Origin of the sequence: Sorangium sp. So ce281 (assembly GCF_051527395.1) — a bacterium.
Classification (GTDB): Bacteria; Myxococcota_A; Polyangia; order Polyangiales; family Polyangiaceae; genus Sorangium; species Sorangium cellulosum_B.
Window position 1 is genome coordinate 12,042,592 of the sequence record NZ_CP150322.1, and the last position, 12,900, is coordinate 12,055,491.

Below are 12,900 nucleotides of genomic sequence, written 5' to 3' on the forward strand. Positions count from 1 at the left end.
CGACCGCGGGCCGCCTCCTCCGGGAGCTCAGGCCTTCGACCATCGCAGGCGCGGCTGGCGCGCGGCGCGGGCCTCGTCGAGGCGGCCGACCACCGTGCCGTGGGGCGCTTGCTTCACGACCTCCGGCGTCTCCTGCGCCTCCTTGAGGATGCTGACCATCGCGGCCACGAACTCGTCGAGGGTCTCGCGGGTCTCCGTCTCCGTCGGCTCGATCATCAGGGCGCCGGGCACGACCAGCGGGAAGTAGACCGTGGGCGCGTGGAAGCCGTAGTCGAGCAGCCGCTTGGCGACGTCGAGCGTCTTGACCCCGGTCTCCTTCTCCAGCTGGCTGTCGGAGAGCACCACCTCGTGCATGCACGGCTGCGGCACCGGCGCGAGGTAGTGGTCCTTCAGCTTGGCCCACAGGTAGCGCGCGTTGAGCACGGCGAGGCTGCTCGCCGCCGTCAGCCCGTCGCCGCCCATCTCGCGGATGTACGTGTACGCCCGGATGAACATCCCGAAGTTGCCCGTGAAGGCCCGGAGCCGCCCGACGCTCTGGGGCCGGTCGCGGTCCCACGCGAACGCGTCGCCGCGCCGCACGAGGACGGGCGAGGGCTGGAACGGCTCCAGGTGCTTCTTGAAGCAGACCGGCCCGGAGCCGGGGCCGCCGCCGCCGTGCGGGGTCGTGAACGTCTTGTGCAGGTTGATGTGGATGACGTCCATGCCGACGTCGCCCGGGCGCGCGTGCCCCATGATCGCGTTCGTGTTCGCGCCGTCGCCGTACACGAGCCCGCCCTTGTCGTGGATGAGCTTGATGATCGCCGGCAGGTGCGTCTCGTAGGCCCCGAGGGTGTTCGGGTTCGTGATCATCAGCCCGCAGACGTCGCCGTCCGACCCCTCGCGCTCGATCGCGGCGAGGACCTGCTCGGGGTGGGTGATGCCGTCGGCGGTCTTCTCGATCCGGACGGCCACGAGCCCGTTGAGCGCGCAGCTCGCCGGGTTCGTGCCGTGGGCGCTCTCCGGGATGAACACCTTCCTCGGCGAGCGCCCCTTCGACTCGTGGAACGCCCGCATCATCATCAGCCCGGCGAGCTCGCCCTGCGCGCCCGCGGAGGGCTGCAGCGAGCAGCCGTCCATCCCGCTGACCTCGCAGAGCGCCTCCTGCAGGCGCCACATCACCTCGAGCGAGCCCTGGCTGAGCTCGTCGGGCGTCATCGGGTGCAGCTTCGCGAACCCGGGGATGCGCGCGGCCCACTCGTTGATCTTCGGGTTGTACTTCATCGTGCACGACCCGAGCGGGTACATCTGCCCGTCGATGCAGAAGTTCCACTGCGAGAGCCGGATGAAGTGCCGGAAGGCCTCCGGCTCGCTCACCTCCGGCAGGCCGGCTGGCTCCTTGCGGGCGAGCGCGCCGTAGTGAGCGGCGGGCTCGACCTCGGGCACGTCGAGCGGGGGCAGCGACGCGCCGGTCCTGCCCGGCGTGCCACGCTCGAAGATGGGGGGTTCGCGGAACTGAATGCCTCGAGGCTGCGGTTGGGTCATCGGGGGCTGTTATGTCAGAGGCCGGGGGGCTCGGCAGGTGCTTCGTCGGAGGGAGCGGCGGGCGGCTCGGGCGCGCCTTCCTCCTGGTTGGCGCTGTCCCAGTCGCCGCCGCCCATGTCGGAGGCGCCGGAGCCGCCGATCGACTTCAGATCCGGGAGCATGTTGCGCTGCTTGACCGCTTCCCAGGGCTCGCCGACCTCGTCCTTGTTGCGGCCGATCTCGCCCGCCAGCCGGTCGTCGACGTTGTTGCCCTCCGGCCGCTGGTACTTGAAGTACCCCCGGCCTTCCTTGGTCGCGCTCTGCCCGATCGCGCCGATGGTGTGCTCGGTCCACGTGAACTTGATGAGGTCGCCTGTCACCGTCCCGTGCAGCACGCCCCAGCGATCCTTGACGGGGCGGATCCAGCGCCCCTCGATGGCGTCGTTGTCCTGCACGAGGTGCAGGTAGCCGTAGAGCTCGCTGTAATAGACCCCCGTCCAGTCGCCGCCTTCGGGCATGTCACCGGCTTGCACCTTGGCCGTCTTGGGCGCGGGATTCGAGCTGCAGCCAAGCGCCGTCGTCCCCATCAGGAGGGCACATGCGGCGCCAGCAATCCAAAGCCGTCGCGATACGTTCATGGCGGCGGAGCCTAGCACAGCACCTACCCGCACCCATACCCCCGCCATGCGTCTCCGACGTCGCGCGGGGGCGCGAGCGGAGGTGGGGAACGGGAACGGGAACGGGAACGGGGGTGGAGCGCGCGTGCGCGCTACGTCACGAACGTGTACTTGCCTCCCTCCTGCAATGACGTGTGCCACCTGCGCGCCAGAAGGAGGAGCGTAACGTACCGTTCGGCGTGTGCGTGACTGCGTCAATTTTCCGCTTCCACCTCCTTGTAGGGCCCGGAGCGCTGGTAAGCTCCCTGGCATGATGAACTCCCTTGTCTCCAACCGAGGTTTTGTAATTCCCGGTAGAATCGCTCTCTTCACCAGCATCCTCGCCCTCGCGGCCTGCGAAGGGCAGCTCGGCAACCTCGACGGCACCTCTCCCACCACCGGCAGCGGCAGCGGCAGCGGCAGTGGCTCCTCTGGTTCCGGTGGCTACCGCCCCCCCGTCGGTGGGGGCTCCAAGCCGCTGCCGGCCGCCGCGTCGTGCGCTCCGGCGTCGAGCGGCTCCTCCGACGTCGCGGAGCCCCAGCTCCTCCTCCAGCTGTCCGACGACGACGAGAGCGCGTGGCTCGGGTCGCCGGTGGTCGCCGATCTCGACGGCGACGGCGAGCAGGAGATCCTGGTGACGCACAACGGCAACGTCGTCGTCTGGGGCCCCGACGGCGAGCAGAAGTGGCGGTACGACGAGTCGCGCCAGAACGGCCGCATCTGGGCGAGCCCGATCGTCGCGGACTTCCGCGGCGACGGGCAGCTCGAGGTGGTCTTCGCGGCGCGCACCACGATCTACATGCTCGACGCGAGCGGCCGGCTGGTGAGCGGCTGGCCCGTCACCTGGAACGACGAGATCCGCTCCCTCGCCGCGGGCGACATCGACGGCGACGGTCAGCTCGACGTCGTCGCCGCGAGCACCGACAGGTCCCCCGACTACTCCGACATCCTGATGGCCTTCCACGCGAGCGGGTCGGCGGTCGCCGGCTTCCCGCCGATCGAGAGCCAGACGATCGGCTGCGACGCGCGCCGCAGCGACGACGCCGAGTGCTGGATCGTGGGCGGCTACGACCAGAACCTGGCCATCGGCGATCTCGACGGCGATGGATCGCAGGACATCGTCTCGCCGATGGATAACTCCTATGCCGGGTTCTATCACGGCACGGGAGAGGCCTTCGACGCGAATCCCATGTTCGAGGGCCGCCCGAAGACGCCGGGCGTGCGGTACATGCACGATCTCGAGCTCGCGAAGCAGGGCTTCGGCGACAGCAGCGACCTGCAGGCCTATTTCAAGAACTCGGCCCCTGCGATCGCGGACCTCGACGGCGACGGCACGCCGGAGATCATCATGCTCGCGGCGGCCGAGGACGTCGCCATGAATGACCAGTCCCAGGGCGTCGGCCTGTGGGCGGTCCGCAACGACGCGAGCCGCATCGAGGGGTGGGAGAGCCCGTTCTACGCGCCGGACTACCTGTCCGGCGGCGAGGATTTCGACGGCAACATCGTGGCCATGACGCAGCAGGTGACCGTGGCCGATCTCGACGCGACGCACGCCGGGCCCGAGATGATCTTCGCGGGCCTGGACGGGCGGATCCACGCGGTCTACGCCGACAAGACCGAGTTCTGGGACGTCACCTACACGGACGACACGCAGGTGCTCACGGGCGGCGTCGTGGTCGGGGATCTGTCGGGCGACGGCATCCCGGAGGTCGTGTTCAACACCTACTCGACCGAGGAGGACAGGAGCCACCTCTTCGTCCTCGACGCCGGCGGCACGATCCTCCACCGGATCGCGCTGCCGCGGCTCGGCGCGATGCCGGTGCCGACGCTCGCCGACGTGAACGGCGACGGGACGATCGAGATCGTCGTGTCGCTCCGCGAGATCGGGTGGGACGGGGCGGACCCGGAGCCGAACACGTACGTGTACACGGTGCCGGGATCGGCGACGAACTGCCTGCTCTGGCCGACCGCCCGCGGCAACTACTACCGAAACGGCTGGGTCCGCGCGGCGGACTGACACGCTCGGGGAGGGCCGACCGCCGCGGCGGTCGGCCCGCCGCCGTCCTGGCCTCGCCGTCGCGGGGGTCCTCCCGGGAGAGGCCGGCGCGGCCTCAGGCCGCGAGCGCCTCGCGGCAGGCGGCGATCGTCCGCTCGATGTCCTCTTCCGAGTGCGCGCCGCTCAGGAACGCCGCCTCGTACTGCGACGGAGGCCAGTAGACGCCTCGCGCGAGCATCGCCGCGTGGAAGGCGCTGAAGCGCTTCGTGTCGGACGTGGCGGCGTCGGCCCAGGAGCGGACCGGGCCCTTCGTGAAGAACAGCGTGATCATCGAGCCGACCCGCTGGACGCACGCGGCCGCGCCGGCGCCCTCGGCGGCGGCCCGGAGGCCCGCCTCGAGGGAAGCGCCGAGCTTCTCGAGCCGCTCGTAGAGAGCGGGCGTGAGGCGATCGAGCGTCGCGAGCCCCGCCGTGACCGCGAGCGGGTTGCCGCTGAGCGTGCCCGCCTGGTACACGGGGCCGAGCGGCGAGACGACGCGCATCACGTCGGCGCGGCCGCCGTAGGCCGCGAGGGGCATGCCGCCGCCGACGATCTTGCCGAGCGTCGTCAGATCCGGCCGGAGGCCGAAGCGCTCCTGCGCGCCGCCGCGGGCGAGGCGGCAGCCGGTCATCACCTCGTCGAAGATCGAGAGCGCGCCGTGCTTGCGGCAGAGGTCGATCACGAGGGCGAGGAACCCGGGCTCGGGCGGGACGCAGCCCATGTTGCCGACCACGGGCTCGAGGATGACCGCGGCGATGTCGCCGCCGCGGGCGGCGAAGGCGGCCTCGAGGGCGGCCGGGTCGTTGTAGGGCAAGGACAGCGTGGTGCGGGCGATGCTCTCGGGGACGCCGGCGGAGTCGGGGGCGCCGAAGGTGGCGAGCCCGCTGCCCGCCTTGACGAGCAGGTGATCGGCGTGGCCGTGGTAGCAGCCCTCGAACTTGATGATGGCGTCGCGGCGCGTGAAGCCGCGCGCGACGCGGATGGCGCTCATCGTGGCCTCGGTGCCGCTCGAGACGCAGCGCAGCATGTCGATGCTCGGGTAGAGCTCGCGGATCTTCTCGGCGAAGCGGACCTCGAGCTCGGTCGGCGCGCCGAACGAGAGGCCGCCGAGCGCTGCCTCGCGGACGGCCTCGATGACGGCGGGGTCCGCGTGGCCGAGGATGGCCGGCCCCCAGGAGCCGACGTAGTCGATGTACTCGGCCCCGTCGGCGTCGAACAGCCGCGCTCCCCGGGCGCGCGCGATGAACAGGGGGTCGCCGCCGACGGCGCGGAAGGCGCGCACGGGGCTGTTCACGCCGCCCGGCAGGACGGCGGCGGCGCGGTCGAACAGGGCTTTGGAGGCGGGGGCCCGGTCCGCGCGGGCGGGCGGAGCGCTTGTCGCGTTCGTCATCGTGCTCGGGCCATAGCAGGGGAGAGGCGGGGGAGCGACGCGGATCGCGGGCGAGGGGAATAGGACGCGGACGACGCGGGCGACGCGGACGACGCGGACGACGCGGACGACGCGGACGACGCGGGGTGTCGCATCGCGGATGCCGGGCGCGGGGGATCCGGGCGTTGCGGACGCCTGGATCGAGGCGTCGCGGGCGCGGGCGCGCCACACGAGCCTTTCCGGCGCGGTCGCGCTTGGCTATGGTGATCGTCTGGAGAGAGGGGCCGCGACCCGCGGCCGGGCTGCTCCTGGGGACCGCGGTCGCGGCTCCCCGAGCGCCAGCATCTGGTGAGCCATGCGGATCTCCGAGGACCCCGGTCCGGGGCAGCGTCTCGGGCGATATGAGCTTCTGCGCCTCATCGGCGAGGGTGGGATGGCGCAGGTCTGGGCCGCCCGCATGGAGGGCTCCCGCGGCTTTCACAAGGTCGTCGCGCTGAAGACGCTCATCCCGGCGCTCGCGCGCGATCCGCAGTTCCAGCGCATGTTCCTCGACGAGGCGAACCTCGCCTCGAAGATCCACCACCGCAACGTGGTCGAGATCCTCGACCTCGGCGACACGGACGGCGTGCTCTTCCTCGTGATGGAGTGGATCGACGGGCAGACGATGCAGCAGCTGCTCCGTCCGGGCCTCCGTCCGATGCCGCTCTCCCCGGCGATCGCCTCGCGCATCGTGGCCGACGCGGCGCACGGGCTGCACGCGGCGCACGAGCTCCACGACGACCGCGGGGAGCCGCTCGGCATCGTGCACCGCGACGTCTGCCCGCAGAACATCCTCATCGATCGCGACGGCACGGTGAAGGTGGCCGATTTCGGGATCGTGAAGGCGTTCGAGCGCCTGGGCGACACGACGCAGACGGGCGAGATCAAGGGCAAGGGCGAGTACATGTCGCCGGAGCAGGCGCAGGGCCAGCCGGTCGATCGCCGCTCGGACATCTTCTCGCTCGGCGTGGTGCTCTTCGAGGCGGTGACGGGCGCGCTCCCGTTCCAGGTGCTGCACGACCTCGTGCTGCCGCAGACCGGGGTGCCGGAGCCGCCGCGGCCCACGCTGATCGCGCCGCATTGCCCGCGTGATCTGGAGGAGATCATCGTGAAGGCGCTCGCGCGCGATCCGCGGCAGCGCTTCCAGACGGCGGGCGAGATGGCGAGCGCGCTGGAGGACTTCCTCATGCGCAGGTCGGGCGTGGTGACGCCCGCGCACGTGGCGGAGCTCCTCCTTTCGCGCTGCGGGGAGAGCATGGAGGAGGAGCGGCAGCGCATCGCCGCCGCCGTCGCCCCGCAGCAGCGCGCGGGGTGGCGGCCGAAGCCGGGCGCGACGCTGTCGGCGGGGCCGCCCTCCGAGGGGCGGCGGAGCGTGCGATCGGAGCCGCGGCGGGGGCTCGGCGGGCTGATGCGCGCCGGCGGCGACGCGCTGCGCCCGGTGGCGCTGCCGTGGCTCGTGGCCTCGGTCTCCACGGGCGTCGCGGTGGCGTCGCTCATGTTCGTCGCGCTGAGCCGGCCGAGGGATCAGCGGTCGCTCGTGGATCCGATCGTGGTGCAGATCGAGCCGAGCGCCGCGGTGGTGCGGCTGAACGGCGTGGTGCTCGGCGTGGGCAGCCAGGTCATCGCGCGGCCGATGCCGGGGGTGTCGCTCCTGGTGGACGTGCGAACGAGCGACGGCGTCTCGCAGGCGGTCGAGATCACGTCGGAGTCCCCCGCGCGGATCCAGCTGAACCTGGCGCGCAAGGGCGAGGCCGGGACCGCGGCGCCGCCGAGCAGCAAGGGCGCGCCCGCGCCGAGGTAGCGCGGGAGGGGAGCGCGCGCAGGCCGCTCGGGCGATCTCGGGTCACCTCGCGGCGCCGTCGGCGTCGCGGCGCAGGAGCCCGTAGATCGCGGTGTCGGTGTACCGCCCATTGTAATAGCAGTTCTCGCGGAGCAGCCCGTCCCGCACGAAGCCGAGCCGCTCCAGGACGCGCATGCTGGCGCGGTTCTCGGGATCGATGTGCGCTTCGATGCGGTGGAGGCCCATCACGTCGAATCCGAAGGGGAGCATGGCGCGCAGCGCCTCGGTCATGATGCCCCGGTTCCAGAGCGCGGGCAGCAGCTCGTAGCCGATCTCCGCGCAGCGATGGGGGTTGTGCCAGCGCCAGAAGCCCGTGGTCCCGATGAGCTCTCCGCTCTCGTGGAGGGTGATGCCCCAGCGGATGGATGTGGCCTCGCGGATCCCGGCGAGGATGGTAGCGATGCGCTGCTCCGCGTCGGCCAGCGAGCTGTCGGGCGCGCGGCCGAAGTAGCGCGTCACCTCCGGGTCGGAGTGGATGCGGAGGATGGTCGCGGCGTCGGCGGGCTCGATCGCGCGGAGGCGGAGGCGCGGCGTCATCAGGACGGGGAACGGATCGAACGACACCATCGGGCGAGGGATGGGCGGAGGTCCGGCGGACGTCAAGCGTCGGACACGGCGCTGGCCATCGCCGTCCGGGGCGGCGTTCGACTGGAGCGGTGCTCGCCTGGAGCGGCGTGCAATCCCGATCCTCGCCGTGCGTTCCTCGCTGTGCGCCGCGGGGGTCGCGCGCTGCGCGAGGGGTGAGCGCTGCGCGCGCTGGAGGCTGGAGAACACGCGCCATTCGAGCAGGCGCGCGCGAGGGGGCGGGCGACGGAGCGGGCTTGACGGCGCGGCGACCTCGTCCGAGATCCGCGGAGGAGGACACGGCGCATGGCTCCGCTCGAGGATCAGCAACCGGAGCTGCTCGCCGCGATCGACGAGGCGGAGAGCGCTGCCCGCGGTGGGCGCGGCGTAGGCTCTGGGGCACCGGGGCACCGCGTGCGCTTTGCCCTCGGGATCTCGGAGCTGCCCGGCGAGCGCGCGGTGGTCGTGCTTCACGAGGACACGATCCTGCGCTGGCGGCCCACGCCGAAGCGGCCGGACGGCGGGCTCTCGCGGCTCGGTGATGTGTCCACCGGTGCAGCGATCGCCGTCGAGCACGGCGGGATCTGGGAGGAGGGGATCGTGCTCGGCCGCGTGGTGCGCCCGGCGTGCGAGGGGGGCTTCAAGGTCGACGGCGACGTGGAGCGCTATCCATCCATCGCCGACGCCGAGAACGCGCACGGCCCGCTCGAGGCGGGCGAGCCGCAAGCGCCGCCGGCGAGGACCGGCGAGCCGGCGTTCGATCTGGGCGAGCCGATCGGGCGCGACGCGCGCGGGATCGGGCGCAGGGCGAGGAGGTGACCGCCGTGCCGGCGCCCTGCGTCGCAGCAGCGCTGTGGCCGCAGGGCGTGCGCAGGTGTGGTGAGCGGCGACCGGAGGAGCGCTGAAGGGGAGCGTGAGCGTCCAGATCAGATCAGGCGATGCCGACCGGCGGATCGACGGGGGCGGCTTCGGGCTTCACGGGACTGGCGTCTGGCTTCTTCTCGGTCCGAGGGGACGTCGGTGTGGAGCGCGTCGCCGTGTACAGGTTGGGGAATCGGCCCTCGGGATCGTCGTAGTAGAAGAGGAAGCGGCCAACGCGGACGGCCTCGTCGTAGTGGCGGAAGAGCAGCTTGGCGGCGCGCGCCTGGTAGCCCTTCCAGAGCGTCTGCTCGGGCGTCGCCGTGGCGCCGAGGAGGCGGAGGAGCTGCGCCGCGAGGGCGGCGGCCTCCTGCTCGTCCTCGCCGCGGAAGTTCCGCTTGTCGTCCTGGATGGCCGCGCGGTGCTTCCGGTACATCTCGGCGGCGCCGGACAGGTCGTTGGCGAGGTCGAGGTGGCCGCTGCCCGCGCGAAGATGCGCGAGCTGCGCGACCGCCTCCGCGTCGCCGTCGAGGTGATACTCGAGCGTCTTCAGCATGCGCGCGCGGGTCTCGTACGCCCGCTCGACGAGGGGGGCCGGGAGCGCTGCCCCGGAGTGGGTAGCCGAGGTCAGGAGGACCTTGTACCGGGCGAACCATGTCGCCCAGGCGACGCCCTCGAGCCCACCGATCAGCGCGGCATCGAGCGCGCCCGTCGCGGCGATGGCCGCGATGCGCTGGCGGAGCTGCGGCGCGGAGAGCGCCTCGGCCACGCCGATGGCCTGCACGGCGGCTGCCTGGAGATCGAGCCGCGGCACCTCCAGCCCTGCGAGCGGGATGGCGTCCAGGTCGGGCTGCAGGCGCTGGAAGGCCGCCTCCGCGGTGTGGAGCTGGGTGGATTCAACGGCGGGTGTCCCTGATTTGTTCGGGTTTTTGGGTTTGGGCATGAACGCAAGGAGTAAATCGCGCAGGGAGGAATGTCGCGCGTGAGCACGAAATGGGCGCGATTCTGGAGCAACGTCGCGCGGTTGCGCGCAAGAGGCGCAGTGGTGCGGGGAGGGGTGAGAAGACGAAGGCGATGAGGCGCGAGCGCGGGGCTTCGGCGGAGGTGGTGGAGGACGTCGAGGGAAGTGCGCGGGGCTTCGGCGGAGGTGGTGGAGGACGTCGAGGGAAGTGCGCGGGGCTTCGGCGGAGGTGGTGGAGGACGTCGAGGGAAGTGCGCGGGGCTTCGGCGGAGGTGGTGGAGGACGTCGAGGGAAGTGCGCGGGGCTTCGGCGGAGGTGGTGGAGGACGTCGAGGGAAGTGCGCGGGGCTTCGCCGGAGGTGGCGCCGGGATGCGGGAGGCGCGTGGCCCGGGTTCAGCCTCGTGGGCGGGGGCAGGATGCGGAGACGACGGTCGTGCTGTGGCAGCTGGCTCGGTTGGCTGAGCAGCGGCTCGGACAAGGAGCGCATTCCGGCATCACGGCGCGGATTCTCACGAGCACCATGCCTTCCAGCTGCGGACAGGCAGGCTGTTGATTCTTCCAGCAATCGAGAGATGATCACAAGCGCTCTGTCATCTGTTATCTGTTAATAGAGGAACGCAGGCGAGCGCGGCTGCTCTGCTTCGTCGACAAGGCTGAGCCGCCGTTTGTGGCATGAATACCCCACCTGTTCTTCAAGGGGATGCCGGTGTCCCAGGAGATCGCGCCACGCGTCGATATCGCGTTTCACCTCGCTGCGAATCTCGTCCCGCTCGACCACGGCTATGCCCTGTTCGGCGCGATCTGCCGGATCGCCGGCGATCTGCACGGCGCGGGGTGGCTCGCGGTGCACCCGCTCCCCGGCGTGCCACGGCCTGACGGCTTGCTCGCGGTGGACGCGCGCCCTGCTGTCGCCGGAGACCGTCACGCGGAGCGGCATCGTGTGCCTGGGCCTCAGCGACGACGCGGTCGACGCGGTGACGCTGGTGCGGCGGCCCGAGGGGCGGTGGCGGTCGCTGGTGCCGGACGAGGCCGGGGAGGTGGAGCTGCCCACGTGGGTCGATCACGTGGGCTCCCTCGATACGCGCTGGCGTCGATTCCACTTCGATGCAGAGCCGAAGGAGAGCGCGCCCTCGCCTCCGCCGGAGCACTTCGTGGCGATCGAGGATCCGCGCCCCGGCCGCCGCGGATGAGCCGGGGGGGCGCCCGCTTCCCGGCGCTTCTGCACGGCATTGCCGATAGAGGGCCAATATTTCCACTAGAAGGTAGAGGAGCGTCTATCGAGAATGGCCTGAGAGCGGCGCTGGCAGGTGACCCGTGCGAGCGCCTGCGAAGGAGCCTGCGATGTCCTCCGAGACCGTCGAGCCCACCCTGCGCGTCATGTCGCTCCACGCGCTCGCCTACTGCGAGCGCCTCTTCTACCTCGAGGAGGTCGAGGCGATCCGTGTCGCGGACGAGGCGGTGTGGGCGGGCCGGCAGCTCCACGCCGAGCTCGACGAGCCCGGAGACGTCGTCGAGATGACGCTCGAGTCGGCCGCGCTGGGCATCCGAGGGCGCCTCGACGCGCTCCGCCGGCGCAGCGGCGAGCTGTACCCGGTGGAGCACAAGCGCGGCCGGGCCCGACGCGGGGCCGGCGGCGAGCCTGCGGCGTGGGAGAGCGACGCCGTGCAGGCCGCGGCGTACGCGATGCTCCTGGAGGAGCACGCTGGCAGACCCGTCGCCGAGGCGCGCATCCGATATCACCGAGACGGGGTGACGGTGCGCCTGCCGATCGCCGAGGCGGAGCGCGCCGCTGTGGTGCGAGCCGTCGACCGCGCGCGGGAGCTCGCTCGTTCACCCGACCGTCCCCGGGTGACCGAGGACGAGCGCAAGTGCGTGCGCTGCTCTCTGGCTCCCGTCTGCCTTCCCGAGGAGTCTCGCTTTGCGGAGGCGGAGGCGCACTCGTCGCCGGCGGCCGAGCGGCGAGCGCCGGGCGTGCTCGCGCCGAGGGGGGCCGCCGTGGTTCGCCGTGCGGCGGCGGAGGCGCTCCCTTCACCGGTGCGGCTCTATCCGCCGGACACGGAGCGGCGGTCCCTGCACGTCGTCAGCCACGGCGCCAGGGTCGGTCGCTCCTCCGACGCGTTCGAGGTGACCGAGCGCGAAGGCGAGCGCACGCGGATCGGGGCGCGAGAGGTGAGCGACATCGTCGTGCACGGTCACGCTCAGATCACGACGCAGGCGCTCCGGCTCTGCGCCGCCGAGGAGATCGCCGTCCACTTCGTCGGCGCTGGTGGGGCGCACGTCGGCGTGTTCAGCGGCGGGAGCTCGGGGGTGCAGCGGCGGATCCGTCAGTTCCGCGGGCTGACGGACGACGCTTTCGCCATCGGGCTCGCCCGGCGGCTGGTGATGGCGAAGATCGAGATGCAGCTGCGCCATGTGCTCAGGGCGTCGCGGAAGGACGAAGCGTTGCGCGCGGGCCTCGACGAGCCGATCGAGATCCTGCGCGGCGGCCTTCGCCGCGCGGCGAAGGCCGCCGATCGCACGTCGCTGATCGGGCAGGAGGGCAACGCCGCGCGTGGCTACTTCGGCGCGCTCGCGGCGCTCGTTCACCCGGACGCTGGCGACGCGCTGCGGCCGCGTGGTCGCTCTCGCCGGCCGCCGGAGGATCGCTTCAACGCGCTGCTCTCCTTCGGCTACACGTTGCTCTACCGGGACGTGCTGAGCGCGATCCTCAGGGTGGGGTTGGAGCCCGGCTTCGGCGTGCTGCACCAGCCACGTTCCGCGGCGTTCCCGCTGGCCCTGGATCTGACGGAGCTGTTCCGGGTCCCGGTCGTCGACATGGCGGTCCTCGGCGCCGTCAACCGCCGGACGTTCGACGCGGAGCGCGACTTCGTGATCACGGGCCGTCAGGTCTGGCTGTCGGACGCTGGCCGACGTGCGTTCATCGAGGTGTACGAGCGCCGCAAGCGCGAGGAATACCGCCACGACGTGCTCGGCTTCTCTCTCTCCTATGCGCGGATGATGGAGCTCGAAGCGCGGCTGCTGGAGAAAGAGTGGTCGGGCGAGCCTGGTCTGTCTGCCCGTTTTCGAATCCGGTAGAGG

General features: G+C 71.7%; 10 protein-coding genes and 1 pseudogene. 6 read left to right on the top strand and 5 right to left on the bottom strand.

What is annotated here, in order from left to right; translation table 11 throughout:
• Nucleotides 1-27: 27 nt before the first annotated feature.
• Together gcvPB and WMF27_RS46180 are read right to left on the bottom strand one after the other, a co-directional pair.
• On the bottom strand, nucleotides 28-1,521 hold the full coding sequence (gene gcvPB / locus WMF27_RS46175; protein WP_437762502.1) for an aminomethyl-transferring glycine dehydrogenase subunit GcvPB: 1,494 nt from the start codon (nucleotides 1,519-1,521) through the stop codon (nucleotides 28-30).
• Nucleotides 1,522-1,535: 14 nt separating this feature from the next.
• Nucleotides 1,536-2,033, bottom strand: a complete 498-nt coding sequence (locus WMF27_RS46180) for a hypothetical protein (RefSeq protein WP_437943689.1) — start codon at nucleotides 2,031-2,033, stop codon at nucleotides 1,536-1,538.
• A gap of 394 nt (nucleotides 2,034-2,427) precedes the next feature.
• On the opposite strand from WMF27_RS46180, the gene WMF27_RS46185 reads away from it, so the two are divergent.
• A complete protein-coding gene (locus WMF27_RS46185; RefSeq protein WP_437762500.1) occupies nucleotides 2,428-4,173 on the top strand; it encodes an FG-GAP repeat domain-containing protein in 1,746 nt (581 codons plus the stop codon).
• Between the two features lie 94 nt (nucleotides 4,174-4,267).
• Here WMF27_RS46185 and hemL read toward each other — a convergent pair whose 3' ends face one another.
• A complete protein-coding gene (gene hemL / locus WMF27_RS46190) occupies nucleotides 4,268-5,581 on the bottom strand; it encodes a glutamate-1-semialdehyde 2,1-aminomutase (RefSeq protein WP_437296899.1) in 1,314 nt (437 codons plus the stop codon).
• A gap of 334 nt (nucleotides 5,582-5,915) precedes the next feature.
• Here hemL and WMF27_RS46195 point away from each other — a divergent pair, with 334 nt between their 5' ends.
• Nucleotides 5,916-7,400: a serine/threonine-protein kinase gene (locus WMF27_RS46195; RefSeq protein ID WP_437762499.1), complete on the top strand. Its 1,485-nt coding sequence runs from the start codon at nucleotides 5,916-5,918 to the stop codon at nucleotides 7,398-7,400.
• A 42-nt stretch (nucleotides 7,401-7,442) separates the two neighbouring features.
• Here the strand turns inward: WMF27_RS46195 and WMF27_RS46200 are convergent, their stop codons facing one another.
• Nucleotides 7,443-8,006, bottom strand: coding sequence for a GNAT family N-acetyltransferase (locus WMF27_RS46200; protein WP_437762498.1), 564 nt, complete (start codon nucleotides 8,004-8,006; stop codon nucleotides 7,443-7,445).
• 303 nt (nucleotides 8,007-8,309) lie between these two features.
• Here WMF27_RS46200 and WMF27_RS46205 point away from each other — a divergent pair, with 303 nt between their 5' ends.
• On the top strand, nucleotides 8,310-8,822 hold the full coding sequence (locus WMF27_RS46205; RefSeq protein ID WP_437762497.1) for a hypothetical protein: 513 nt from the start codon (nucleotides 8,310-8,312) through the stop codon (nucleotides 8,820-8,822).
• A 112-nt stretch (nucleotides 8,823-8,934) separates the two neighbouring features.
• Here WMF27_RS46205 and WMF27_RS46210 read toward each other — a convergent pair whose 3' ends face one another.
• A complete protein-coding gene (locus tag WMF27_RS46210) occupies nucleotides 8,935-9,804 on the bottom strand; it encodes a hypothetical protein (RefSeq protein WP_437762496.1) in 870 nt (289 codons plus the stop codon).
• Between the two features lie 718 nt (nucleotides 9,805-10,522).
• On the opposite strand from WMF27_RS46210, the pseudogene WMF27_RS46215 reads away from it, so the two are divergent.
• From WMF27_RS46215 to cas1, 3 genes and pseudogenes are all read left to right on the top strand, one after another.
• A pseudogene (locus tag WMF27_RS46215) lies at nucleotides 10,523-10,663 on the top strand (type I-MYXAN CRISPR-associated protein Cas6/Cmx6); the annotation flags it as partial.
• 97 nt (nucleotides 10,664-10,760) lie between these two features.
• The gene (locus WMF27_RS46220) at nucleotides 10,761-11,012 is read left to right on the top strand and encodes a hypothetical protein (RefSeq protein WP_437769993.1); all 252 of its coding nucleotides are present in this window, start codon (nucleotides 10,761-10,763) and stop codon (nucleotides 11,010-11,012) included.
• Between the two features lie 151 nt (nucleotides 11,013-11,163).
• Nucleotides 11,164-12,897 (top strand): type I-MYXAN CRISPR-associated endonuclease Cas1, encoded by a 1,734-nt coding sequence (gene cas1 / locus WMF27_RS46225; RefSeq protein WP_437762495.1) that lies wholly within the window; start codon nucleotides 11,164-11,166, stop codon nucleotides 12,895-12,897.
• The last annotated feature ends 3 nt before the right edge of the window (nucleotides 12,898-12,900 follow it).

Excerpts from the sequence above, each read along its gene's own strand:
- gcvPB (WP_437762502.1), bottom strand. The coding sequence starts at position 1,521 with ATGACCCAACCGCAGCCTCGAGGCATTCAGTTCCGCGAACCCCCCATC.
- WMF27_RS46205 (WP_437762497.1), top strand. The coding sequence starts at position 8,310 with ATGGCTCCGCTCGAGGATCAGCAACCGGAGCTGCTCGCCGCGATCGAC.
- WMF27_RS46210 (WP_437762496.1), bottom strand. The coding sequence starts at position 9,804 with ATGCCCAAACCCAAAAACCCGAACAAATCAGGGACACCCGCCGTTGAA.
- WMF27_RS46185 (WP_437762500.1), top strand. The coding sequence starts at position 2,428 with ATGATGAACTCCCTTGTCTCCAACCGAGGTTTTGTAATTCCCGGTAGA.
- WMF27_RS46200 (WP_437762498.1), bottom strand. The coding sequence starts at position 8,006 with ATGGTGTCGTTCGATCCGTTCCCCGTCCTGATGACGCCGCGCCTCCGC.
- cas1 (WP_437762495.1), top strand. The coding sequence starts at position 11,164 with ATGTCCTCCGAGACCGTCGAGCCCACCCTGCGCGTCATGTCGCTCCAC.
- WMF27_RS46195 (WP_437762499.1), top strand. The coding sequence starts at position 5,916 with ATGCGGATCTCCGAGGACCCCGGTCCGGGGCAGCGTCTCGGGCGATAT.
- hemL (WP_437296899.1), bottom strand. The coding sequence starts at position 5,581 with ATGACGAACGCGACAAGCGCTCCGCCCGCCCGCGCGGACCGGGCCCCC.